Source organism: Gemella haemolysans, assembly GCF_901873445.1.
GTDB classification, from domain to species: domain Bacteria; phylum Bacillota; class Bacilli; order Staphylococcales; family Gemellaceae; genus Gemella; species Gemella haemolysans_C.
In genome coordinates this window covers 12,028-37,050 of record NZ_CABFLN010000015.1, presented here as the reverse complement: position 1 = coordinate 37,050, position 25,023 = coordinate 12,028, and the positions used below count along the sequence as shown (strand labels likewise).

The window sequence follows — 25,023 nt, the reverse complement described above, 5'->3', positions numbered from 1 at the left end:
ACCTAATATACTTCAAAAATATCTATATATATCAACTATTTCTAAAGATTAGTAGCTATTTTAATTCACATAAAAAATACGGAGGAAATTTATAGGTTTAAATCGCATTTTTTTGAATAATATTATAAAAAAAATAGTATTTTAATATAATATTTTATTTTATAAATGAATACTTTGAAATCGTTTTTCTTTTATCTTTGTTGCATATATTGTATAATAAAAGTGAAAAGATAATTAAATTTCAGAAATCAAGGGGGATAATTTTATGTACAGCATTGATAAACTTGAAAAAATATTAAATGAAAAAGTATACTCTATTGAAGAAACAAGTTATGGGGTAACTAATAAAAATTATATAATAACTACAGAAAATAATAAATATTTCTATAGAACTTCTAAAGATTCAACAAAAATAGTTAATAAAGATAATGAAAAGGAAGCACTTAAGCTACTATCAAATGAACCGTACTTTCTAAAACCAGTTTATATTAATAATGACAATTTAATTACTGAATTTCAGCAACATCCAAAAACTTTTATTTCTCAAAGAAGTTTATCTAATATCGTACGCATAGGAAAACTATTAAAAATTTTTCATGCAAAAAAATTCCAAGCTGAAAATATCTTTAATCCGATCAATCAGTTTAATAATTATTACAAGCAAATTGACGAAAAACCCCATGTATTAGATGAATTTATGTACATTATAGAACAGTTTAAACATGTATATAAAGCAGATAGATTATGTCATAACGATTTAGTTGAAGGCAATTTCCTCTTTTCAAAAGATTCATTATACCTAATCGATTTTGAGTACGCTGGATTTAACGATTATTATTTTGATATTGCTAGCTTTATTTCAGAAAATGATTTAAACTATGAAGAGACAATAACATTTTTAAAATCTTATTTTACTGATGAAAAATGTAACTATGAAAAATTAGATGTATTTCTACATTTTTGTGATTTATTGTGGTTTACTTGGGCAACATTATTATATGAAAAAAGAAATGAAGAAATATATAATGAAATAGCCCAAGCGAAACTGTACAGATTAAAAAATCCTAGAAAGATTGTTTATTAACTACAAATAAAAGAAAACATTTCAAAAAAAGGTTACTTGCAAAATTATGCAAGTAACCTTTAAAATAAACTTTTATTATTTAGCTAAAGCTGCTTTAGCTTGTTCACAAATGCTTGCGAATCCAGCTGCGTCATGGATAGCGATTTCTGATAACATTTTTCTGTTAATATCGATTCCAGCAACTTTAAGTCCGTTCATTAGACGGCTGTAAGATAATCCATTTAATCTTGCAGCAGCATTAATACGAACGATCCATAATCTTCTGAAATTACGTTTTGTTTGACGACGGTCTCTGAAAGCATACATTCCTGATTTCATTACTTGTTGCTTAGCAACTTTGAATAATGTATGTTTTGAACCAAAATATCCTTTAGCTAGTTTTAAAACTTTTTTACGGCGACGACGAGTCACAGTTCCACCTTTAACACGTGGCATATCTAATTCCTCCTTATGTATAACTTAAATAAGTATTTACGCTATAATTAATCTTCTTTAATATTATTTAACTAATAAAGTTCTAATACGTTTGTAATCACCACGAGATACTAATGAAGCTTTACGTAAGTGACGTTTTTGTTTAGTAGTTTTTCTTGAAAACCAGTGAGAAGTATAAGCACGGCTACGTTTTAATTTACCGCTAGCTGTTTTTTTCACACGTTTTGCTAAACCACGGTGAGATTTCATTTTTGGCATTATCAAATTCCTCCTATATTAAACCTTTATTTCTCTTTTTTTGGTGCTAGAACTAAGAACATACTGCGACCTTCCATTTTAGGTTTTTGTTCGACAGTAGCTATATCGCTAGCTTCGTTAGAAAAGTTTTCTAAAACTTTCTGTCCAATTTCTTTGTGGGTGATTGCTCTCCCTTTAAAACGAATAGAAACTTTAACTTTGTCTTCTTTTGCTAAGAATTTACGTGCATTTTTCAACTTAGTTTCAAAATCGTGTTTTTCAATTGTTGGAGATAACCTTATCTCTTTTGTTGTTACGATTTTTTGTTTCTTACGTGCTTCTTTTTCTTTCTTTTGTTGTTCAAATTTGAACTTACCGTAGTTCATAATTTTTGCAACTGGTGTTTTAGCATTTGGAGCTACTAGAACAACATCTAGGTTCATACGCTCTGCAATTTGCATAGCTTCTGCCTTAGTTTTAACTCCTAATTGTTCTCCATTTTGGCTAATTAAAAGAAACTCTTTCGCTTTAATACCTTCATTTACTTGTGCAGTATCTTTACTAATGATCAGCACCTCCTATTTATAAATTCATTAAATACTAAAAGCATTAAAAAAACTGAGTGCAAAACACCCAGCATAAAATTCTACATTTCATCTACATTAACCTGAACAATCATAATTGGCAGGTGAGAAACGGGTGCTTCTACTTTTGTATTCAACATTATTTATTTTACATACTTTTTATAGATTTGTCAATAGGAATATAACATTTTTTTTATATTCCTATCGACTTTCATCTATTTTTATTAAATAGAACCTAATTCTTCGTGTAATTCTTCTTCGATTGGTCTACTTAATTCATTATCTACTTCTAATTCTAATTCATTTTCTGCTTTAATATCAACATCATTATATCTTGACATACCTGTTCCAGCTGGAATTAACTTACCAATAATAACGTTCTCTTTAAGTCCCATAAGTTTATCAACTTTTCCTTTAACAGCTGCGTCTGTAAGAACACGAGTTGTTTCTTGGAATGAGGCTGCAGATAAGAAACTTTCTGTTTCTAATGAAGCTTTAGTGATACCTAGGATTACAGGTTTAGCTGTAGCCATGTTACCTCTTGCTTCAAGAATTTTTTTGTTTTCATCTGTAAATTTATGAATATCTACTAATGAACCTGGAAGTAAATCAGTATCTCCAGCATTGATTACACGTACTTTTCTTAACATTTGACGTACCATAACCTCAACGTGTTTGTCACTGATTTCTACACCTTGCATACGATAAACTTTTTGTACTTCAGTTAATAGATAACTTTGTACTGCTTCTAATCCTGCAATTGATAGTAATTCTTTTGGTTCAATAGAACCTTCTGTTAAAGCTTGACCACGTTTAACTTTATCGTCTTCTTTAACTAACATACGGCTTGCACCATAGTCTTGATATTCTCTTTCTTCACCAATTTCACTTAATACGTAAATTCTACGTACGTGATTATTATCGATTTCTACTTTTGTAACTGTTCCATCAACTTCTGAGATTAATGCCTTACCTTTAGGATTACGCGCTTCAAATAACTCTTGAATACGAGGTAAACCTTGTGTGATATCGGCACCGGCAACCCCACCTGTGTGGAACGTACGCATTGTAAGCTGTGTACCAGGTTCCCCGATAGATTGAGCGGCAATTGTACCAACTGCTTCCCCAACTTCTACTTTTTCACCTGTTGCTAAGTTTTTACCGTAACATTTCTCACAAACACCGTGACGTGAGTTACATGTAAATGCTGATCTAATAACAACACTTTCGATTCCAGCTGCTTCAATTTCTTTAGCTGTGTCTAAAGTAATTAATTGACCATCTTCAACAATAACTTTTCCAGTCTCTGGGTGAACAACAGTTTCTTTACTGTATCTACCTTCAAGACGTTCTTGTAAGCTTTCGATTTCATCTGTTCCATTCTTAAGAGCAGCTACTCTTAATCCACGAGATGTACCACAGTCGTTTTCACGAACGATAACATCTTGTGCAACGTCTACAAGACGACGAGTTAAGTAACCTGAGTCGGCTGTCTTAAGGGCAGTATCGGCAAGACCTTTACGAGCACCGTGAGAAGAGATGAAGAACTCTAATACTGTTAATCCTTCTTTAAATGATGAACGTACAGGCATTTCCATGATACGTCCTGATGGAGAAGCCATCAGACCACGCATACCGGCTAACTGTGTAAAGTTTGACGCGTTACCACGGGCTCCAGAGTCACTCATCATGTAAATTGGGTTAGTAGCTGGAAGAGAGTCCATAAGTTGATCTTGGATAATATCTTTTGCTTTAGCCCATTGAGCAATAACATTTTGATATCTTTCTTCTTCTGTTAATAGACCACGTCTGTATAATGTTGTGATTTTGTCAACATTAGATTGTGAGTCTGCTAAGATTTCATATTTGTTAGGTAGGACGAATACGTCACTTACCCCTACTGTAATACCAGCTCTTGAAGAATATTTGAATCCTAAATCTTTCATTCTGTCTAACATCATTGAAGTTTCAGTAATGTGGAATCTATTGAAGATTTCAGAAATGATTTTTGATAAGAATCCTTTTTTAAATGGTGTTGCTGGTTCTTGTTCAGCTATATAAGCTTTTAATCCACCTTCTGTTAAGTCAGATGGTGCTACGAAATATTTATCAGGAGTCGCTGTTTCTAAGTTTTCCTTAGTAGGTTCATTTAAGAATGGGAATCCTTCTGGTAATATATCGTTGAAAATTACTTTACCAATTGTAGTAACAAGTAATTTTTTGTTTTGTTCTTCTGTAAACGTTGGGTTTTCAAAAGATTTAGCTGCGATACCTACACGAGTGTGAAGGTGAATATATCCATTTTGGTATGCAATTCTTGCTTCATCAGCATCTTTGAAAATCATACCTTCCCCTACTGCTCCAGGTCTTTCTAGTGTTAGGTAGTAGTTACCTAATACCATATCCTGAGATGGTGTAACTACTGGTTTACCATCTTTAGGGTTAAGGATGTTTTGTGCAGCCAACATTAGCATACGTGCTTCTGCTTGAGCTTCTTTTGATAAAGGAACGTGAACGGCCATTTGGTCACCATCGAAGTCGGCGTTAAACGCTGTTGTAACAAGAGGGTGAAGACGAATAGCACGTCCTTCAACTAAGATTGGTTCGAATGCTTGGATACCAAGTCTGTGAAGGGTCGGGGCACGGTTAAGTAATACTGGGTGCTCACGAATAATATCTTCTAAGATATCCCAAACATGATCTTCCATTCTTTCGATTTGATTTTTAGCATTCTTAATGTTATTAGCTAATTCACGTTTAACTAATTCACGCATAACGAATGGTTTGAATAATTCAAGAGCCATTTCTTTAGGTAATCCACATTGGTACATTTTTAGGTTTGGACCAACTACGATTACCGAACGTCCAGAGTAGTCAACACGTTTACCTAATAAGTTTTGACGGAAACGACCGTGTTTTCCTTTTAACATATTAGATAGAGATTTTAATGTTCTATTACCAGGACCTGTTACAGGACGACCACGACGACCATTATCGATTAATGCATCTACAGCTTCTTGTAACATACGTTTTTCGTTTTGTACAATTAGCCCTGGTGCTTTAAGTTCAATAAGTTTTTTCAGACGGTTATTACGGTTAATTACACGTCTGTATAAATCGTTTAAGTCACTTGTTGCAAAACGTCCACCATCTAATTGAACCATAGGTCTTAATTCAGGTGGGATAACTGGTAATATAGTCATAATCATCCATTCTGGTTTGTTTCCAGAGTGTTTAAACGCTTCGAATACTTCTACACGTTTAATGATTTTAACAACTTTTTGACCTGATTTATAGTTACTTTCACTTAATTCTTTAAGTTCATTTTTAAGGTCTTTAAGTTCTTTTTCAATATCTAACTCAGCTAAAAGGTCACGAATAGCTTCAGCTCCCATTTTAGCTACGAAAGAGTTTGCTCCAAATGTACTACGTGCTTCACGTACTTCTCTTTCAGAAACGATTTGTTTCTTCATGAAGTCAGTTTCACCTGGATCAATAACAATGTAAGAAGCAAAGTAAATTACTTCTTCCAATTGTCTTGGACTAAGGTCAAGTAGAAGTCCCATTCTACTTGGAATACCTTTGAAGTACCAAATGTGGCTGACTGGGGCAGCTAATTCTAAGTGCCCCATTCTTTCACGACGAACTTTAGCTAAAGTTACATCAACACCACATTTATCACATTTAATGTTTTTATATCTAACTCTTTTGTACTTTCCACAAGCACATTCCCAGTCTTTAGTTGGACCAAAGATTCTTTCACAGAATAATCCATCATTTTCTGGTTTTAAAGTTCTATAGTTAATAGTTTCAGGTTTTTTAACCTCTCCGTAAGACCAACTTCTGATTTTTTCAGGAGAAGCTAAACTAATTTTCATATATGCAAAATTATTTACGTCTATCAAGGAGCATACCTCCTTTATTTTTTTGTATAAAAGCCTTGAATAGTTCTTTGTGATTAATTGTAAAATTTATATTATTCTTCATCAGTGTCATCTTCTACATCTTCATACTCATCAGTATCAGACATTAAAAGATTTGCTAATGCTTGATATCCTGAAGTTTCTCCTTTACTATCTTCTTCTACTTCTACATCTTCATATTCATCTGTATCAGATAAGATTAAGTTAGCTAAACTTTGATATCCTTCTTCAGCATTTTCTTTAGAAGCATCTTGAATTTCTTTAGCTTCTTCTGATTTTTCTTCATTGTGATCATGGTGGTGTGATTCATGGAAATCAATCGTATCTCCTAAATCTATATCACCCATGTCTACTTCGTTATCTTCATTATCCATTACTCTAAAGTCCATACCTAGTGCTTGAAGTTCTTTCATAAGCACTCGGAATGATTCAGGAACTCCTGGACGTGGAATGTTTTCACCTTTAACGATAGCTTCGTATGTTTTAACACGACCATTAGTATCATCTGATTTATACGTTAAGATTTCTTGAAGAGTATATGCAGCACCATAAGCTTCAAGTGCCCATACCTCCATCTCACCAAATCTTTGTCCACCAAACTGAGCTTTACCTCCAAGCGGTTGTTGAGTTACTAATGAGTATGGTCCAATTGAACGTGCGTGAAGTTTATCATCAACCATGTGTGCAAGTTTAATCATATACATTACCCCTACAGATACACGGCTATCAAATGGTTCACCTGTACGTCCATCATAAAGAACTGTTTTAGCATCTTTAGCCATTCCAGCCTCGGCAACTGTAGACCAAACATCTTCATCAGTAGCTCCATCGAATACTGGTGTAGCAACGTGGATTCCTAATTGTTTAGCAGCCATACCTAAGTGTAGCTCTAATACTTGTCCGATGTTCATACGAGATGGAACCCCAAGTGGGTTTAACATTACGTCAACTGGTGTACCATCTGGTAGGTAAGGCATATCTTCTTCTGGTAAGATATTTGAGATAACCCCTTTGTTACCGTGACGGCCGGCCATTTTATCCCCTACACGGATTTTACGTTTTTGAACGATGAATACTCGTACAAGTTCATTTACTCCGTTAGGTAATTCAGCACCATCTTCACGTTTAAAGATTTTAACATCGGCAACTACTCCATCAGCACCGTGAGGTACACGTAATGAAGTATCACGTACTTCTTTAGATTTAGCTCCAAAGATAGCATATAATAATTTTTCTTCTGGAGTTTGTTCAGTTAATCCTTTAGGCGTAACTTTACCCACTAGGATATCTCCATCCTTAACTTCAGCACCAATTCTGATAATTCCTCGAGCATCTAAGTTTCTAAGTGCATTTTCACCTACATTAGGAATTTCACGAGTAATTTCTTCCGGTCCAAGTTTTGTATCACGAGCATCTGTTTCATATTCTTCTACGTGAATAGAAGTATAAACATCATCTTTTACAAGACGTTCACTCATGATTACAGCATCCTCATAGTTATAACCATCCCAGTTTACAAATGCTACCACAAGGTTTTTACCTAAAGCTAATTCACCTTTATCCATAGATGGACCATCTGCAAGGATGTCTTTAGGTTCAACTCTATCTCCAACTTTAACGATTGGTTTTTGGTTATATGCTGTAGAGTGGTTAGAACGTACGAATTTATGAATAACGTATGTATCTAAATCACCTTTGATTTCTTTACCTTCTAATGTTTCAATACGACGAACTTTAACTTTAGCTCCATCAACGTATTCAACAATACCAGGATATTTAGCAATTACTGCAGCTCCTGAGTCACGTGCAGCAAGGTGCTCCATACCAGTACCAACAAATGGTGCTTCAGTAATCATAAGAGGTACTGCTTGACGTTGCATGTTCGCTCCCATAAGCGCGCGGTTAGAGTCATCATTTTCTAAGAACGGAATACATGCAGTGGCAGCAGATACTACCTGTTTAGGGGATACGTCCATGAAATTCATCATTTCACGAGGTTTAACTGTGTTATCTCCTCTAAAACGACAAACTACTTCATCATCTACGAAGTAACCTTTTTCGTCAACATTAGCTGTTGATTGAGCTACTACGTATTTATCTTCTTGATCAGCAGTTAAGTACTGTACATTTTCAGTTACATATGGACGACCCTCAGCATCGACTTCAACTTTTCTATATGGAGTCATAATGAATCCAAATTCATTTATACGAGCAAATGAAGAAAGTGAGTTAATAAGACCGATATTTGGTCCCTCTGGTGTTTCAATCGGACACATACGACCATAGTGAGAGTAGTGAACGTCACGTACTTCCATTCCGGCACGTTCTCTTGTTAAACCACCAGGTCCAAGAGCAGATAAACGACGTTTGTGAGTAAGCTCACTTAAAGGGTTTACCTGATCCATAAATTGTGACAGTTGAGAACTTCCGAAGAACTCTTTAATAATTGCTGTAACTGGTCTTACGTTAATAAGTTGTTGTGGCGTGATTTCGTTAGTATCTTGAATACTCATACGTTCACGTACAACACGCTCCATACGAGAAATACCTACACGAATTTGGTTTTGTAATAATTCTCCAATACAACGTAGACGACGATTACCAAGGTGGTCAATATCATCTACACGACCGATTAATTCAAATTCAAATCCATCATTATTTCTACGGTTTCTAATTAATAATAGGTAGTAGTTAATACTTGCTACGATATCAGCAATTGTTAATGTTAGAACATCTTTATTAGGTGCTCCATTACCAATTACGTGTAGTACTTGATCATCAGTTAATTCATCAATATCAAAATCATTACCTACTTTAACTTGGTTTACAATCTTGAACAATTGCAATTTCAAGCTATCGCTTCCATCAAGACTTTCATTCATATCAAACTCAACTACGTTTGCTGTAGTTCCTAATTCTTCATAAATACCGTCTATAATTTCACGAGTTAATTTAGTACCTTTTTCTACTAAAATTTCTCCTGTTTCTGTATCAACAATTGGCTCAACTAGAATTTGGTTTTCTAAACGTTCACCAACGTGAAGTTTATTATTTAATTTATAACGTCCTACTTTAGCAAGATCATATCTTCTTGGATCGAAGAATCTTCCATGTAAAGTAGCTTTGGCAGTTTCTACGTTAGCTGGTTCACCAGGACGTAATTTATCATAAATTACTTTCAATGCAGTTCCTGTATCTAGGTTTTCATCTTTTTCTAATGTATTTAATAGTTCTGTATCTTCTCCGAATAATTTAACAATTGATTCGTCTGATTCAAAACCTAACGCTCTTATAAGCGTTGTTAAAGGAATTTTTCTAGTTCTATCAATACGAGCATAAACTAGTCCTTTAATATCTTTTTCAAATTCCAACCAAGCTCCTCTGTTAGGAATAACAGTTGTTTTATAGGCATTTGGAATATTCTTAACTTTAAGTTTATCATCTTCTGTAAAATATACAGAAGGTGAACGTACTAATTGAGATACAATTACACGTTCTGCACCATTGATAATAAACGTTCCAGTTTCAGTCATCAACGGTAGTTCACCCATAAATACTTCTTGTTCTTTAATTTCGTCACGTTCTTTATTAATTAAACGCACGCGCACTCTTAAAGGTGCTGAATATGTAGCATCACGTTCTTTAGACTCATCAACATCATATTTAGGAGTTCCTAATTTATAGTCGATAAATTCTAAACTTAATTTATCATTATTACCTTCAATTGGTGATACATCTTTAAAAACATCTTTAAGACCAGTTTCTAAAAATTTATCATAAGATAACGTTTGAATTTCAATTAAGTCCGGTAAATCAATTACCTCTGATATTCTAGCATAGCTACGTCTTTGTCTGTGCTTACCAAATTTAACTTTTTGCAACTGTGTCACCTCTCAGCTTTTCTCTTAAAAACTAAAAAGAAAATATAAACATTTTCTCTTACTTACTTATATAATTTAGGCAATTCTATCAAAAAATAAATAGAATTACTTGCAATATATCATTTTATCATAGTTATAGCAAGTTGTCAATTATTTTATGGCTTTAAGAATGTAGTACCCTTTGTTTTTCGCTACAACTTCTGCCATAGAAAAAGTCTCTTCTAATAATTTTTTACAACTAGCCATACCCTGTTTTTTTTGTATAACCACCCAAAGTTCTCCTTGATCATTTAGGTGTTCATAACTATCTGTCATTATTTTATGTACAATTTTTTTCCCAGCTCTTATCGGCGGGTTTGTTAAAACTATATCAAAGTTCCCATCAACATTATCAAAGGAACTACTTTCTAATACTTCTACTTCATTATCTATTTTATTAAGTTCAATATTTTTTCTAGATAACTCTAAAACTCTATTGTTTACATCTACCATAGTAAACTTAAAAGTCGGATATTTTTTCGCTAAGAATATAGATATAACTCCATATCCACATCCTATATCAGCAACCTTTGCATTTTCTTTTTCTGTACTAAACGATTCTAACATTGTCTTAGTACCAAAATCAACGCTCTCTTTTGAAAATACTCCATTATCTGTATAAAATTTTAAATTCTCATTCGCTATTGTTGAGTTGATAATTTTTTCACGACTTTCTGTCGTCGGATTATTTGTATAATAATGTTCCATAATAAAGACACCTCTTAAAATGAAAGAAAATAGTATATCCCATAGTTAGACACTTGAGATATACTATTTTTGTTATTATCATCGTATCAAATATTCTCAAATAGAATATTATTGTTTATTTACATCTATCTTTTTATCTACTTAGATTAGAAATTATTTAACTTCTACAGTTGCTCCAACTTCTTCTAATTTAGCTTTGATTTCTTCAGCTTCTTCTTTAGAAACTCCTTCTTTAAGTGTTGCTGGCGCACCATCAACTTTTTCTTTAGCTTCTTTTAGTCCGTCTCCAGTGATTTCACGAACAACTTTGATTACTTTAATTTTTGAGTCTCCAGCGTTAGCTAAAACTACGTCAAATTCAGTTTTTTCTTCAGCAGCTCCAGCAGCAGCTCCACCAACTACAGCTACAGGTGCAGCAGCAGTTACTCCGAATTCTTCTTCAATTGCTTTTACTAAGTCGTTTAATTCTAAAACTGACATTTCTTTGATAGCGTCTAAAATTTGTTCTTTAGTCATTATAAATTTCCTCCGATTTTTAAATTATATATTTTTAATATTGTTGTTTATTAAGCTTCTTGTTCAGCTTTTTGGTCTGCAACAGCTTTAACAGCTAAAGCAGTATTGCGCATTGGCGCTGTTAATACAGATAGTAACATTGAAAGTAATCCTTCGCGACTTGGTAATGTAGCGATAGCTTTAATTTCAGCTTGATCTGCAACTTTTCCTTCTATAACACCAGCTTTTAGTTCTAAGTTTTCGTGTTCTTTAGCGAAATCGTTTAAAACTCTAGCAGGAGCTACAGCATCGTCTGTTGAGAAAGCAAAAGCATTTGGTCCAGTTAGAACTTCGTCTAATCCTTCAATTCCTGCTTGCTCCATCGCACGACGAACTAATGAGTTTTTATAAACTTTAAAAGTTAAACCTTCGTTACGCATGTTGTTACGTAATTCTGTTACTTCCGCAACGTTTAATCCACGGTAGTCAGCAATAACAACTGAAGAACTTGCTTTAATTTCTTCTGCGATTTGATTTACTAACTCTTGTTTTCTCTCAATAGCTTTTGACATTGAACTTCCTCCTAAGTAGATTTATCAATTTCAGTACCATTAAAAAAACCTTCTTGCATGCGAGAACATACAAAAAGGCACATAAGTTTCTTTTCGAATTTTGTCCTCGGTAGGTTAATTAAGGATTTCTCCCCCTACTGTCTACGGTACATTTTCAACTGACTTAGTTATTTTAATATATATAATTTCATTTGTCAATAGTTTTTTTAATTTTTTTAAAAAAACTATTTTAGAATATTTTTAGCTTTTTTATTTATTTAATCTGTCACTACAATATTTCTCTATTGCTTTAGATGTATACTCTGCTACACCTTCACCAAATTTATCTATATTTTTTTTGAATTCTGGGTTATAAACATATCCTTTCCCTATATATGAGAAGACTTCTATACTACAATCAAAAGCATATTCGTTCATATTATTATATAAATCTTCTACCTTAGATTGTACTTCTTTTTCCGCAACATCTACATTTTCATCTTTGAATTTCGCCATCGAACGAAATACTTCATTAAATTCTTCGGTTACTATTTCTTCTCTTCCACTTTGACGCTTTTTAGATTCTTCAATTGTATCTTTACCATACTTTTCAACTGCTTGATTTTCATACTTATTTAGATCCTCTTTTTTAAATCCATTAAATTTTTCTTCTATTGTCATTGTTTGTTCTCCTTTATAATTGCTAATTGTTTTTTCTATATTATATAAAATCACTTCAAACTTTTCTTTTTCTCTTAAAATTAATTCACGTTGTTGTTCAAGTATTTTTAAATTATCAATTTCGCCTTCCAGTAATTCTTTTATATCATTTAACTTAAACTTAAGAAATCTATAGAATAATATTTTTTGTAATTTCTCTAAATTTTCCTCAGTATAATCTCTATAACCGTTATCTAACTTTTGAGGAATTAGTAAACCAATTTCATCATAATATTGTAATGTTCTTGCACTTACTCCAGTAAGTTTCACAACTTCATTTATCCTCATAATCATCCCTCTATAATATATAATATTTCACTAGTGATATTCTTATTATATACTATGACGTTACGTGAGAGTCAATAATTTATAATAAAAAAATCGCTAGGAATTTTCCTAACGATTCTATATAAATATTATTCGAATACTTTTTTAAGATCAATCGCTTTATTTAATGCTTCAGTAATAACAATACCGATAACCATAACGATTACTTGTGATAAAAGAAGTGATCCGTAGATAGCTGTAAACGCACCAAACTCGAATGGTACTCTAGCTGAATTATCACCACTAAAAATAGTAATTTCATATGCAATAATTGGCATACAAATAACTAGGTATAAAATAATATTAATAATGTGTCTAGCAATTCTATTTTTTACAAATTTAAAAACAAAAATACTGATTGCTAAAGCTAATCCTGTTCCTAAAGTTCCAAAGAACACATCTACTATACCAAGTGGACTAAAGATATTAGCAATTGCCACTCCTAAAGTAATTGGGAACCAATATTTTTTACTAAACACTACTAATTGTGAAAGTGATTCACTTATACGAAATTGGATAGCACCGTATGAAAATGGCGCAATAGCTAATGTTAATACAACATAAATCGCTGCGATTAACGCTTGAATAGTTAAAACTTTAACTGTATTATTTCTCATTATATCTCCTTGTCTTGTTTAAGAGAAAATAAAGAAGTACTAATCTTGAGAAACCAGTACTTCAGGTTTTTTTTATAGATGGATCTCTCAAACATCTTTTATTATAATAAAGTCAGAAGACAAATAACCTTACCTATGTAAAATTAAATATCAACGTCCTATATACTAACATACATTATAGTTATTAGTCAACCAAAATATAAAAAATTCTTAAAAAATAACTTGTAGATAAAAAAAATATGAAAATACCTTGCATTTACAATTTTAATATGTTAAAATGAGGTAGTTGTATCTAACAACACTTAATTCATTGTAATTAAGAATATTAATTAATATTTCTTAGTAATAAAAATAAGGACCAGGAGGTGAATCGAATGCCAAACATTAAATCATCAGTATTAAGCGTAAGAAAAGATGCTAAAACAAACGCTGCTAACACAGCAAAAAAATCTGAAATGCGTACAGCTATTAAAAAAGCTAAAGTAGCTAAATCTGAAGGTGCTGCTAACGCTGCAGAGTTAGTAAACCTTGCTTACAAAAAAATCGATAAAGCTGCTAAAACTAATTTAATCCACAAAAATGCAGCTGCTAGATATAAATCAAACCTAGCTAAATAATTATAAGACTACTCAGACTTCTGAGTAGTTTTTTATTTACAATAAAAAATAAGGAAAAAAATAGATTTTTCATCTTTATTCTTCCTTATCATTATTACTATTTTTTACAATTTTCAACTATTCTTTCAGCAGCTTCTTTTATATTTTCTGGACTAGTTGCTAGATTAATTCTTATATAACTATTATATCCTTTTCCAAACCAGTGACCAAAGTCAATCGCTAGGCCGCATTCATCTTGAATAAATTGTTTCGTAGTTTTCCCATTTAAAACTTTCTCAAGGTTTAAAAATACTAGATATGTTCCTTCTAATGGATAAACTTTAATTTCTGGTACTTTTTGAGATAATGTATCATGAATTAAATTATAATTGTATCGAATTATTGCTTTTAATCCTTCTACCCAATCTTTTCCGTCTCTATAGCCGGCTTCAAGAGCTATTTGTCCTAATAAACTTGGCTCAGCTCCTAGATTTTCTTTACTAAATTTATCAAATTGTTCACGAATATTACTATCTGGGATTAAAAGTGTTGCATGCACTAATGAAGCAAGATTGAAAGTTTTTGAGCCAGAATTAGCTACTATTAAACGATTGTTATATCTACCTTCATCTAATGCTAATGCTGAAATTTGTTTATGACTCTCATATGTAAAGTCTTGGTGAATTTCATCTGATAATACAAGAACATCATATTTTTCGCAAATTTCAAATACTCTTCTCTGCTCTTCTAATGACCAAACTCTTCCGACTGGATTATGAGGTGAGCAATGAATATATAATTTAACATCATTTTCTCTAATTTCTTTTTCAAAAGTTTCAAAATCTATCTTGAATTTACCGTCTTCTTCTAGTAATGGAGACTCTACTAATTTTCTACCACTATTTTTAATAGAATTAGCAAAAGGATAGTATACAGGTGGCATTATAATAACCGCCTCTTCTTTTTTAGTATACGCTTGAATCACCCATAATATAGCTTGAACTATACCAGGAGCAAATCTTATCCATTGTTTATCTACTTCAAAATTGTATTTTTCTTTATGCCAGTTTTTATATTCATTATAATAACTTTCTGGCAATTTAGTATAACCAAACACTCCGTGTGCTACTCGTTCACTCAACGCTTCTCTAATACTTTCGGGAGTTTTGAATTCCATATCAGCTACCCATAAAGCTAGTAATTCAGGATCACCAAAGCGTTCTTCCAAAGCATCCCATTTTAAACTATTTGTATTTCTTCTTTCAACATAGTATTTCTTTACAAATTCTTCTACTCTAGTCATTTTTCTCCCCCTACGCTTCTAATGCTCTTAGAAAATCTTCAACTAAATCTTCAGCATCTTCTACACCTACAGAAATTCTTAGTAAATCTGGAGTAAGTCCATAAGATAAACGTAGTTCCTCTGGAATATCAAAATGAGTTTGAGTAGTAGGATAAGTTACTAATGTTTCTACACCACCTAAACTCTCAGCAAAAGTAGCAACTCTTAATGAACGTAAAAATTTATCAATTTTAGTAGCATCATTTAATTTGAAACTAAGCATAGCTCCTTTTTTCGGATATAATACTTCTTTCACCTCTGGATGTTTCGCTAATTCTTCAGCTAATTTTTTAGCATTTTTTTCTTGTTGATTAAAACGAAGTGGCAATGTTTTTAAACTTCTAACAAATAACCAGCTATCAAATGCTGATAATACAGCACCAGTCGTATTAGAAATCCACGCCAATCTCTCTCCTATTTGTTCATCATTTGTAATCACAGCACCAGCAAGTATATCGTTGTGACCTGTTAAATATTTAGTTGCAGAATGAACAACAATATCTGCACCTAATGTTAACGGTTTTTGTCTTAATGGTGTTAATAAAGTATTATCAACAATTAATAACGCATTTTTTGACTTAGAAATCTGAGCAACTCTCTCTATGTCAACTTCTTGCATTAATGGATTAGTTGGAGTTTCTATAAATACCGCTTTTGTATTATCTGTAATTTTATATTCAAGATCTTTTTCATCTGTGAAATAGATAAATTTCTGAGCACCTTTACGTTCTAACTCATCAAAGTATCTAAAACTTCCCCCATATAAGTCTCTAGACACTAAGAATTCACTATTTAAATCAAATAGTTCAAAAACTAGTTGAATAGCACTCATCCCTGAACTAGTCGCTATCGCACGACACCCTTCTTCAAGTTCACATAAACCTTCCTCTAAAATAGTTCGAGTTGGATTTTTAGTTCTCGTATAATCATATCCTGTACTTTCTCCTAATCCAGGGTGAGCATAAGCTGTCGATAAATATATCGGCGTCACTATTGCTCCAGTTACCTTATCCTTTCTGTTTCCTAATTGAGCTAATTTAGTTTCTATTTTCTTCATTAAACGATACCTCATTTTATTTTTCTATTTTAACAATATTATTATATCACTATATCAAATTATAATAAACTAATTTATCTGAATTTTTTGTTTTTTGTGAAATATTTTTTGTTAAACAACTTATAATTATCTGAATAAAGAAAATAAAAGGAAGTGACTCGAAAATCATGATTTCAGAGAAATCGATTTTTTCGAGCCACTTCCACAAAGTCATTAGATGTCTAAAAGGCTTTCATAAGGCGAATTTAAGTATAAATAAACCACTATGTTTATGAGTTTTCGTATAGATTAAAGTTTTTAAATTATCCCTTTTATTTAGTGTTTATTATTCATTTAAATATACAATAGCAATTAATTTTTTCTGACAAATCAGTCTCTATTTCAGCTCATCAATTAATTTATTAATAAAAAGATCTAGTATAATATACTTATCCATATACGAGGATTTTAATAACTTATCATAGTCAGCTGATAAAATCAATATTTTCATAATTTTATCAACACTATAATTTCTGATCCCTTGGGCTGCCAACTGCACTCTATACGGATGAACTCCTAATTCCTTAGCTATATCTTTTTGTGAATAATGTTCATTTAGAAGTACTTTCACCTTATAATACATTCTTAATTGACCGCTAATTAAAGATAGCAAGAATATTGGCTCTTCTTTTTTTAAAACTAATGAATTAAACACGACTCTCAATTTAGCATAATTTTTCCCAAACAATTCATTGGTTAAACTGAAAACATCATACTCTAAACTTCTAGTTGCTAATAATTCTATATCTTCTCGCGTTATTATCTTCTTATCATCACAATATAAAAGGAGTTTTTCAAGTTCTTTTTTTATATTAGCAAAATCCAAACGAGTGTAATTCACTAGGAATTCTGTATCAACTTTAGAAATTTTCACATCGTGCTTTGCTACTGTTTTTACAATATACTCTGATATTTCCTTCTCATTAAAGTTAGAAAATTCTTTAACTTCTCCCGCTTCTTTAATCTTCTTTATTAGTTTCTTTCTACTATCAATCTTATCCGATATTTTTAGAATCAACACAACGTCTCCATTAATATTCTCTAAGTAATTCATCAATGCATCAACATTATGTTCTACTTTAGTTTTTTTAGGTTTTGCTAATAAGAAATTACAATTCTCAGCTACAATTACTTTCTCATTCCCAAATAATCCACTACTTCTACACTCATAGACTAAAGTTTCTATTGTATTTTCATGCATATTAATTTTTACATAATTAAATTCATCTAGTTCCTTAAGATATTTTTTCGCTATACTTTTCTCATAATCATTAATAGCTTCAAAATTTTCTCCATATATCACATAGATATTTTTCATCAATCATCTACCTCAATCTCAAATTCTCTATCCTGATTTTTCACCTTTACTTTTTTATTATAATAATAAACAGAAGTATTACCAAATTTCATCTCAGTTCCATTATTCAAAACGATATAGTCTACTTTTTTATATTGAGCTATATCTTTTAATTCTAATAATTTTTTAGTCAAACTATCTACTACTATAATCTTATTCACTAAGTTATTTGCTAATAAATTTGTCGCATATTCACTTTTGTTTTTCTTAGCTGAAGTAAGTAATAAATAATTGATTCTATCCTTACCTTCATAGTTCATAAGTGAATCATATTCACTCATTATATCATATTCTCTATCTTTTTTTCTGTAATCTGTATAAAAATTTTTCATATTACTAGATGTATTTATTATCATGTTATTTCTATTCTCTCTAATATAATAAATATTTTCTTTTCCAATTTTTATCTCCTCTATATATTCTCTAGGTATATAACTCGAAATAATTAATATTATAGCGACTGCCAAAACTCCGATTGCAGCTTTTGAATATTTTAATCTATTCAATTCAGTCATAATATATAGAACTACTATAAAAATAACAATAATTATAAATATACTCTGGTTCCCAATTCTTAACGGTTTTACATATAAGAATATTTCTTGAAGTTTATCGAAAATACTAAAGGTAAAATTCAACAACGGTCTACACATAATATTAAATATAGGTATACTTAATACAAATATTATATAACTTATCAATACTAATGGAAATAGTATTATACTAAATATTGGAACTAAAACTATATTACTTAGTACGGAAATATAAACAATAGTATAAAAATTATAAAGTAATATCGGCATGCTTGCCAATGTAGAAATAATACTAATTCTCAAAGATATATGTAGTTTATTTTTAGAAGTTTTAATATAACTTTCTGACATCAATAAACTAAATGTTATAAAAAATGATAATTGAAAGCCGATATTAAAAGTATACAACGGATTATAAAATAATAAGATTAAGAATGTAAGCAGTAAACTATCCAATTTATCAATACTTTTTCTTCTGAAAATTATATAGAATATAATCATAAAACCTGCTCTAAGAACGGATGCACTAGCCCCACTTAATAACATATATAACGGAATTATAATTAAAATTATTTTTTCTATATAATCAACACTTACTTTAAGTTTTAATAAAATAAAATATATTAATGATATTAGTACCCCTATATGCAAACCGGAAATTGCTAATAAATGACTAGTACCTAAATTTTTAAAAGAACTAACTTCATCTCTCAACAAATAACTTTTATCTCCAAAAATTAAAGCTTGAAAATACCCACTCTTATCAAAAGTAAGTTCTCTATCTATCTTCAAGGTCATTCTGTTCCTAAAGGTTTTGAATTTAAAAAGAAGAGAATCTAAATGCTTAACCCCAGATATTTCATTGATAGAAACTTTTTTAAAGATTCCTCTATTCTCGTTATACTTTTTATAATCAAACGAATAAAAATTAGTTTTACTTGGAACGTCTTCTATATTAGCAATTACAGATAATTTTCCACCCCAAAATTTTTCTTTAAAAAATCGCTTCTCATCTTCACTCTTTATTTTATAATTTATTAGTACATTTTCATCTCCAATACATCCAATTCCCGATATATAATCTCCATTGATATTGAATTTATCAAAAATCACTAGTTCAAGATTATTATTTTCAACATTTTTTAAATGAGAAATATTAGTTTTTTGTTCATATGCTCCCCGAATAAAAAAAGCTAAGAAGACTATTAAACAAATAATAGTTTTCCTAGCATTAAGATTTTTATTTTTCCAAGTTATTAGTAGAAAAATAACAATACATAGCATAGATATCATTAAATTATAATTTAATAATATCGCCCCTAATGCTAGTAAAGAAAGTTGTAAGTATATCATTACTGTTTATCTAGTAACCTTTCTACTACATTATTTACGTCATAATCTATTTTTCTTACGACAACACCTGATTTTTCTAATAACTCTCGAGCATATTCATTATTTCTATAGTCATTTGCATAGCAAATTTCCTTTATCCCTGCTTGAATGATAGATTTTGTACAATTCAAACATGGGAAATGTGTAACATAGATTGTTGCACCTTCAGTTCCAACACCGAATTTAGAACATTGTAAAATAGCATTTATTTCGGCATGGATTGTTCTGACACAATGCCCTTCCACTACTTTGCAACCAACGTCTATACAATGTTCATCACCTTTAATCGAACCATTATAACCACCTGAAACTATTCGTTTATCTTTAACTATTGTCGCTCCAACAGATAACCTACTGCAAGTCGATCTAAGCGAAAGCAGGTGACTTTGAGCCATAAAGTACTCATCCCAACTAATTCTTTGCATAACTATACCTCTATTTTATCTTTAATTTTTTCAAAAGTAGCTTTTCCTATTCCTTTTACTTTTGTTATATCTTCTTTCTTTTTAAAATCCCCATTTTTTTCTCTATATGAAATAATTGCTTCAGCCTTAGTCTTTCCAACTCCTGAGATTTTCATAAGTTGTTCTTTATTGGCAGTATTAATATTAATTACATCTCCATTTGATGTACTTGAACTACCATCAGAAATTTGTTTCGGTTTTTCTCCGTACTTGAGAACGTAAATGACCATCTGATCTTTAACTTTTTGACTTAAATTCAAAGTGGAAGTATCCGCATCTTCTAATAACCCACCAGCTTCTTCAATTAAATCTTTTATCCTTTTATCTTTCGTTGTTTCAAATACTCCAGGATGTTTAACCGCCCCTTTCACATCGACAAAAATTTTGGAATCTTGTTCTTCTTTTTTTTCATCCTTACTCACTTCTGAGTTTTGAGAATTAGAAAAGGTTACGTCATTATAGTCCTCTGTTTTATCATGACCAAAATACAAAAGTCCTCCAATTATAACAAGTAAACTACAGAGTAATGCCAAAACAATCGCCTTAACATTTTGTTTAAAAAATAAAACAACATCTTCTTTATTAATATTCATATTTCTCCCCCCTAGTACTAATATTATATCATTAAATTTATTATAATAATACTGAAAACTTAACCTTCTTATTATTTATAATTTATGCTATACTAAGATAAAAATAAACATTATCATAAAATAGATAGGAGAGTCACTATGGCTAACGAAATGAATTTATTAAATTGGACATTCTTCAGAGAAGTTGCTATCCCGCAAGATGTTGCAAACTTATTGATAAACGGTGAACAGCCCGTTGCAGCATTTGCTACAATAAGGGACGTTGCTGTATTTACAGATAAACGACTTATTGTAAAAGACGCCCAAGGACTTACAGGAAAAAAATAGAAATCTATTCCCTTCCATACTCTTCAATATTAATGTGGTCAACTGAAAATGCAGGTAAAATCCTCGACTTAAATGCCGAAGTAGAGCTTTGGACTAAAGTTGGAAAAATAAAAATTAATCTAAGAAAAGATATCGATATCCGTAGATTTGATACGTTACTCGCTCAATATATACTATAGTCTTATAACTTAGAAATAAAAACTAAAAATCCTAAAAATTAGAGATTCCCTCTAACTTTTAGGATTTTATTAAATATTACAGTTGAAGTTTTTTCCCATCTTTATATACTTCATCGATAATCGCTCCACCTAAACAAACATCGCCATCATAAAAGACAACTGCCTGTCCAGGAGTCACAGCACGTACTGGCTCTTTATAGACAACTTTTACTTTGTTATCCTCTAATACTTCTACTTCAACTTCAGTATCTGGTTGACGATATCTGAATTTTGCAGTACATGTAAATTTATTAGGTTGTGGATTTTTCGTTGTAAATGATAGTGAACTTGCTAATAAGCTATCTGAATATAGTTTTTCATTGTGGAATCCTTGACAAACATACAGTACATTATTTTCAAGGTCTTTACCACATGCAAACCATGCTTCACCCTCTGTGTCCTTAGTTCCACCAATACCTAAACCATGACGTTGACCGATTGTATAGTGCATTAAACCAATATGTTCTCCACGAATATTACCATCTAAATCCACCATCTTACCACCTTGAGCTGGTAGGTATTGAGATAAAAATTCTCTAAAGTTTTTCTCACCGATAAAACAAATACCTGTTGAGTCTTTTTTCTTCGCTGTAGCAAGACCCGCTTCTTCTGCAATCTTACGAACATCTTTTTTCTCTAGTTCTCCTACAGGGAATAAAATGTTTTTAATTTGGTGTTGTTTCAATTGAGATAAGAAGTAAGTTTGATCTTTATTATTATCAACACCACGTAACATTAAACGTTCTCCATCAACATCTTTAACTCGCGCATAGTGCCCTGTTGCTACATAGTCAGCACCTAAATCTTCTGCGTATTCTAAGAAAACTTTAAATTTAATTTCTTTATTACACATAATATCTGGATTAGGTGTACGACCTTTTTTGTATTCATCTAAGAAGTAAGTAAATACTTTGTCCCAATATTCTTTTTCAAAATTAATAGAGTAATAAGGAATATCTAATTGTTCACATACTTTAATTACATCTTCGTAATCTTTTTCTGCAAGACAAACTCCTCTGTCATCTTTTTCTTCCCAGTTTTTCATGAAAACACCGATAACATCGTATCCTTGTTGTTTTAAAAGATATGCTGTTACAGATGAATCAACTCCACCACTCATTCCAACTACTACTTTTTTGTTGCTATTCATTATTAGTTCCTTTCTTTTATTCTTTTCTCTAGAGTTACAATCTTCTCTATAACTTCATCAATTAATTCTTTTCTTGTATCAAAGCCAACACTCATTCTCACTGAATGTGCCGCACGTTCAATACTATACATTTCTGTAATTATACGACTTCCTTTAATATTTCCTGAACTACAAGCTGATCCACCAGAAATATAAATGTCACGAGCATCTAGATACGTAATAAGTCGTTGTGCTTCAATATTTTTAAAATAAATATTCAATATATTCGGCAATGAATTCTCTATAGATCCGTTTACTTCAAATTCAACTTCATTTTTCTCAAGTTCAGAAATAAAGTAATTTTTCAATTCTCTAAGAGCTGGAATTGAATTTAATGTCTCTGACAAACAGTCATTAAGAACCAGTATCCCTAATAAATCAGTCGTCCCAGAACGAAGACCATTTTCCTGACCTCCACCTAAAAGTAGTGGTTCAACATCTCCATCTTTTGCGTATAAAAATCCAAAATTATTAAGCGAACCAATTTTATGAGCTGATGCTGAAGCAAAATCTAATCCTAATTCTTTCACATCAATTTCAACTTTACCTAACGCTTGAACAATATCACTATGCAATAGTATATTTTTATCCGAAATAAGTTCTGAAACCTCTTTTATAGGATTTAATACCCCTGTTTCATTATTTGCTAACATAATTGAAATTAATACCGTCTTAGAATTAATCTTTTCTTTTAATTCCTCTAGTGATATAGCCCCACTTTCATCTACTGATAATTCATGAACCTTAAATCCAAATCTTTCAAGTCTCTTAGCACTAGCTTTAACAGATGGATGTTCTATAGATGAAATTATTATTTCTCCTGTTTTAAATCTATTTAATACATGATTAAAAACTGTATTATTACTTTCAGTACCACCTGAATTAAAAATTATTTCATTACTACTTGCATTTAGAGTATTAGCTATTTTTTCGCGTCCTTCACGAACTAGCCTATTATTTTTCTTTCCTAGAGTATGGCCACTACTTGGATTAGCATAGACTTCTTTTAGTATATTCATATTTTTTTCTATGATATCAAAATGTTTTCTTGATGTTGCTGCGTAATCTAAATAAATATTCGCCATATCATCGCCTCCTAATATTAATCATATTATATTTTAACACAAATAATAGTCAAATAAAATCAAAACCACTTTACGCTATATAAATATATTGGATATAAAATTATTAATCCCTTTCTTATCTTTACAGAAAGGGACTAATATTAATATTATTTATTTTTTTCTCCTAGTTTGATTATAGCTATTATTAATATTGCCAATACTCCTGAAACATACAACAATATATTTTGTTCCTCTAAGATAAGAGTATTAACCACTCGTGGTTGGGTGTATACTAAATAACAAAATGTCATTGGATAAAATAGAAGTTTTACAGATCTTGTAGCACTAACTTTCTTTAATACTCTAACACTACTTACAATCAGAACAGTTACCAAAATATACATCCAATCAATTGGTAGTTTTCCGAAATAATAGGCAGGTATGATACAAATAAAACTCATGAAAGCTATTATTTTAAAGATTATTGTATATACTTTATAGTTAAATTCCACAGAATTTTTTAATTTGAATAAACCATTAACAATAAATAAAATTAAAATATACGCACCTATAGTAAGTTTAATTTCATTACTAATATTGTAGTTAAATCCTTGTGTTATGAAAGTAGTAATATTCATATACACGTACATTATTATAATCGGAATATATGTCCAAACATACGCTAGGAATTTACTATTTTCAAAATATGGTACTTCCCATTGCCAAATGTACTGTCTATCAATTATTTCAAGAGTAAGAGCATTTAAAAATGTTCCTGCTAATAAATTAAAAAGAACATCTTCAAAATTTCCACGTGCCAACATTAACATTATAAAATTAACGATTACAAACAATCCAACTCCCAAGAAACCTGCAAAATATATCACTAACGATGCTGGTGTGTTTTTGGAAGCACTCTGTTCGTATTTTTCAAGATATCCTGTATTTTCTACTACCAAATAATTATAAATATTTGAAATATTTGAATTATCTTGTTTATTTTTTAATATACCTGCTAACAGCGATCTAACAGGGAAAAATTCAATTTTTGTAAAATCTATATTACAAATTTCTGTCCAAAAATCATCATTCATTTCTGAATCCTTAGAAACTATTTTTGACAGTTCTCTCATACTTTTTAAATCATTAACGTTTTCTTTCAACTTATCGACTAAAAGTAATGCTTGTCTACGACTTTCTTCTAGTTTTTCTTCACTAATTTTATTCACTCTTCAACTCTCCTATTCCTTA

At 31.0% G+C, this 25,023-nt stretch carries 21 protein-coding genes, 1 pseudogene and 1 other annotated feature; of the genes and pseudogenes, 3 read left to right on the top strand and 19 right to left on the bottom strand.

Going from position 1 to position 25,023, the window contains the following annotated elements:
• Window positions 1-265 precede the first annotated feature (265 nt).
• Window positions 266-1,084 carry a choline/ethanolamine kinase family protein gene (locus JX287_RS02115; protein ID WP_204641568.1) on the top strand — a complete coding sequence of 273 codons (819 nt, stop codon included), beginning with the start codon at window positions 266-268 and terminating at the stop codon, window positions 1,082-1,084.
• 75 nt (window positions 1,085-1,159) lie between these two features.
• On the opposite strand, the gene rplT is transcribed toward JX287_RS02115, so the two are convergent.
• From rplT to JX287_RS02065, 10 genes are all read right to left on the bottom strand, one after another.
• Window positions 1,160-1,519, bottom strand: coding sequence for a 50S ribosomal protein L20 (gene rplT, locus JX287_RS02110; protein WP_003146326.1), 360 nt, complete (start codon window positions 1,517-1,519; stop codon window positions 1,160-1,162).
• Window positions 1,520-1,582: 63 nt separating this feature from the next.
• Complete coding sequence (gene rpmI / locus JX287_RS02105; RefSeq protein WP_003145690.1) at window positions 1,583-1,777, bottom strand: 50S ribosomal protein L35; 195 nt, start codon at window positions 1,775-1,777, stop codon at window positions 1,583-1,585.
• A gap of 26 nt (window positions 1,778-1,803) precedes the next feature.
• Entirely contained in the window at window positions 1,804-2,331 is a 528-nt protein-coding gene (infC, locus tag JX287_RS02100) for a translation initiation factor IF-3 (protein ID WP_003145601.1), read from the bottom strand.
• Between the two features lie 233 nt (window positions 2,332-2,564).
• Window positions 2,565-6,245: a DNA-directed RNA polymerase subunit beta' gene (rpoC, locus tag JX287_RS02095; RefSeq protein WP_204641567.1), complete on the bottom strand. Its 3,681-nt coding sequence runs from the start codon at window positions 6,243-6,245 to the stop codon at window positions 2,565-2,567.
• A gap of 71 nt (window positions 6,246-6,316) precedes the next feature.
• On the bottom strand, window positions 6,317-10,144 hold the full coding sequence (gene rpoB / locus JX287_RS02090; RefSeq protein ID WP_204641566.1) for a DNA-directed RNA polymerase subunit beta: 3,828 nt from the start codon (window positions 10,142-10,144) through the stop codon (window positions 6,317-6,319).
• 150 nt (window positions 10,145-10,294) lie between these two features.
• On the bottom strand, window positions 10,295-10,891 hold the full coding sequence (locus tag JX287_RS02085) for a class I SAM-dependent methyltransferase (RefSeq protein ID WP_204641565.1): 597 nt from the start codon (window positions 10,889-10,891) through the stop codon (window positions 10,295-10,297).
• 153 nt (window positions 10,892-11,044) lie between these two features.
• Window positions 11,045-11,407, bottom strand: coding sequence for a 50S ribosomal protein L7/L12 (gene rplL / locus JX287_RS02080; protein ID WP_003146330.1), 363 nt, complete (start codon window positions 11,405-11,407; stop codon window positions 11,045-11,047).
• A 50-nt stretch (window positions 11,408-11,457) separates the two neighbouring features.
• Window positions 11,458-11,958: a 50S ribosomal protein L10 gene (gene rplJ, locus JX287_RS02075; RefSeq protein WP_003146331.1), complete on the bottom strand. Its 501-nt coding sequence runs from the start codon at window positions 11,956-11,958 to the stop codon at window positions 11,458-11,460.
• Between the two features lie 32 nt (window positions 11,959-11,990).
• Window positions 11,991-12,123 (bottom strand) — a sequence feature (ribosomal protein L10 leader region).
• 84 nt (window positions 12,124-12,207) lie between these two features.
• Window positions 12,208-12,945 carry a MerR family transcriptional regulator gene (locus JX287_RS02070; RefSeq protein ID WP_204641564.1) on the bottom strand — a complete coding sequence of 246 codons (738 nt, stop codon included), beginning with the start codon at window positions 12,943-12,945 and terminating at the stop codon, window positions 12,208-12,210.
• A 128-nt stretch (window positions 12,946-13,073) separates the two neighbouring features.
• Complete coding sequence (locus tag JX287_RS02065) at window positions 13,074-13,601, bottom strand: QueT transporter family protein (RefSeq protein WP_003146333.1); 528 nt, start codon at window positions 13,599-13,601, stop codon at window positions 13,074-13,076.
• Between the two features lie 374 nt (window positions 13,602-13,975).
• Between JX287_RS02065 and rpsT the strand changes: the two genes are divergently transcribed.
• Entirely contained in the window at window positions 13,976-14,218 is a 243-nt protein-coding gene (gene rpsT, locus JX287_RS02060; protein ID WP_003145397.1) for a 30S ribosomal protein S20, read from the top strand.
• Window positions 14,219-14,315: 97 nt separating this feature from the next.
• Here rpsT and JX287_RS02055 read toward each other — a convergent pair whose 3' ends face one another.
• The 6 genes from JX287_RS02055 to JX287_RS02030 all read right to left on the bottom strand — a co-directional run bounded on the left by JX287_RS02055 (window position 14,316) and on the right by JX287_RS02030 (window position 20,974).
• Window positions 14,316-15,500, bottom strand: a complete 1,185-nt coding sequence (locus tag JX287_RS02055; RefSeq protein WP_204641563.1) for a MalY/PatB family protein — start codon at window positions 15,498-15,500, stop codon at window positions 14,316-14,318.
• Between the two features lie 10 nt (window positions 15,501-15,510).
• Window positions 15,511-16,596 carry a PLP-dependent transferase gene (locus JX287_RS02050; protein WP_204641562.1) on the bottom strand — a complete coding sequence of 362 codons (1,086 nt, stop codon included), beginning with the start codon at window positions 16,594-16,596 and terminating at the stop codon, window positions 15,511-15,513.
• Window positions 16,597-16,972: 376 nt separating this feature from the next.
• A complete protein-coding gene (gene holA / locus JX287_RS02045) occupies window positions 16,973-17,953 on the bottom strand; it encodes a DNA polymerase III subunit delta (protein ID WP_204641561.1) in 981 nt (326 codons plus the stop codon).
• Window positions 17,953-19,878 carry a ComEC/Rec2 family competence protein gene (locus JX287_RS02040; RefSeq protein ID WP_204641560.1) on the bottom strand — a complete coding sequence of 642 codons (1,926 nt, stop codon included), beginning with the start codon at window positions 19,876-19,878 and terminating at the stop codon, window positions 17,953-17,955. Before JX287_RS02040 ends, holA begins: the two co-directional genes overlap by 1 nt.
• Entirely contained in the window at window positions 19,878-20,342 is a 465-nt protein-coding gene (locus JX287_RS02035) for a ComE operon protein 2 (RefSeq protein ID WP_204641559.1), read from the bottom strand. The genes JX287_RS02040 and JX287_RS02035 overlap by 1 nt, the downstream gene beginning before the upstream one ends.
• Before the next feature lie 2 nt (window positions 20,343-20,344).
• Window positions 20,345-20,974, bottom strand: coding sequence for a helix-hairpin-helix domain-containing protein (locus JX287_RS02030; protein ID WP_204641558.1), 630 nt, complete (start codon window positions 20,972-20,974; stop codon window positions 20,345-20,347).
• A gap of 138 nt (window positions 20,975-21,112) precedes the next feature.
• Between JX287_RS02030 and JX287_RS02025 the strand changes: the two are divergent.
• A pseudogene (locus JX287_RS02025) lies at window positions 21,113-21,480 on the top strand (PH domain-containing protein).
• A gap of 76 nt (window positions 21,481-21,556) precedes the next feature.
• On the opposite strand, the gene mnmA reads toward JX287_RS02025, so the two are convergent.
• From mnmA to JX287_RS02010, 3 genes are all read right to left on the bottom strand, one after another.
• A complete protein-coding gene (gene mnmA / locus JX287_RS02020; protein ID WP_003146347.1) occupies window positions 21,557-22,669 on the bottom strand; it encodes a tRNA 2-thiouridine(34) synthase MnmA in 1,113 nt (370 codons plus the stop codon).
• Between the two features lie 2 nt (window positions 22,670-22,671).
• Window positions 22,672-23,793, bottom strand: a complete 1,122-nt coding sequence (locus JX287_RS02015; RefSeq protein WP_204641557.1) for a cysteine desulfurase family protein — start codon at window positions 23,791-23,793, stop codon at window positions 22,672-22,674.
• A 146-nt stretch (window positions 23,794-23,939) separates the two neighbouring features.
• Entirely contained in the window at window positions 23,940-25,001 is a 1,062-nt protein-coding gene (locus JX287_RS02010; protein ID WP_204641556.1) for a hypothetical protein, read from the bottom strand.
• Window positions 25,002-25,023: the final 22 nt, after the last annotated feature.

What these genes read in the sequence shown, in the direction of transcription:
- JX287_RS02115 (WP_204641568.1), top strand. Translation starts at nt 266, where the DNA reads ATGTACAGCATTGATAAACTTGAAAAAATATTAAATGAAAAAGTATAC.
- rplT (WP_003146326.1), bottom strand. Translation starts at nt 1,519, where the DNA reads ATGCCACGTGTTAAAGGTGGAACTGTGACTCGTCGTCGCCGTAAAAAA.
- rpmI (WP_003145690.1), bottom strand. Translation starts at nt 1,777, where the DNA reads ATGCCAAAAATGAAATCTCACCGTGGTTTAGCAAAACGTGTGAAAAAA.
- JX287_RS02085 (WP_204641565.1), bottom strand. Translation starts at nt 10,891, where the DNA reads ATGGAACATTATTATACAAATAATCCGACGACAGAAAGTCGTGAAAAA.
- rplL (WP_003146330.1), bottom strand. Translation starts at nt 11,407, where the DNA reads ATGACTAAAGAACAAATTTTAGACGCTATCAAAGAAATGTCAGTTTTA.
- rplJ (WP_003146331.1), bottom strand. Translation starts at nt 11,958, where the DNA reads ATGTCAAAAGCTATTGAGAGAAAACAAGAGTTAGTAAATCAAATCGCA.
- JX287_RS02070 (WP_204641564.1), bottom strand. Translation starts at nt 12,945, where the DNA reads ATGAGGATAAATGAAGTTGTGAAACTTACTGGAGTAAGTGCAAGAACA.
- JX287_RS02065 (WP_003146333.1), bottom strand. Translation starts at nt 13,601, where the DNA reads ATGAGAAATAATACAGTTAAAGTTTTAACTATTCAAGCGTTAATCGCA.
- rpsT (WP_003145397.1), top strand. Translation starts at nt 13,976, where the DNA reads ATGCCAAACATTAAATCATCAGTATTAAGCGTAAGAAAAGATGCTAAA.
- JX287_RS02055 (WP_204641563.1), bottom strand. Translation starts at nt 15,500, where the DNA reads ATGACTAGAGTAGAAGAATTTGTAAAGAAATACTATGTTGAAAGAAGA.
- JX287_RS02050 (WP_204641562.1), bottom strand. Translation starts at nt 16,596, where the DNA reads ATGAAGAAAATAGAAACTAAATTAGCTCAATTAGGAAACAGAAAGGAT.
- holA (WP_204641561.1), bottom strand. Translation starts at nt 17,953, where the DNA reads ATGAAAAATATCTATGTGATATATGGAGAAAATTTTGAAGCTATTAAT.
- JX287_RS02040 (WP_204641560.1), bottom strand. Translation starts at nt 19,878, where the DNA reads ATGATATACTTACAACTTTCTTTACTAGCATTAGGGGCGATATTATTA.
- JX287_RS02035 (WP_204641559.1), bottom strand. Translation starts at nt 20,342, where the DNA reads ATGCAAAGAATTAGTTGGGATGAGTACTTTATGGCTCAAAGTCACCTG.
- JX287_RS02030 (WP_204641558.1), bottom strand. Translation starts at nt 20,974, where the DNA reads ATGAATATTAATAAAGAAGATGTTGTTTTATTTTTTAAACAAAATGTT.
- mnmA (WP_003146347.1), bottom strand. Translation starts at nt 22,669, where the DNA reads ATGAATAGCAACAAAAAAGTAGTAGTTGGAATGAGTGGTGGAGTTGAT.
- JX287_RS02015 (WP_204641557.1), bottom strand. Translation starts at nt 23,793, where the DNA reads ATGGCGAATATTTATTTAGATTACGCAGCAACATCAAGAAAACATTTT.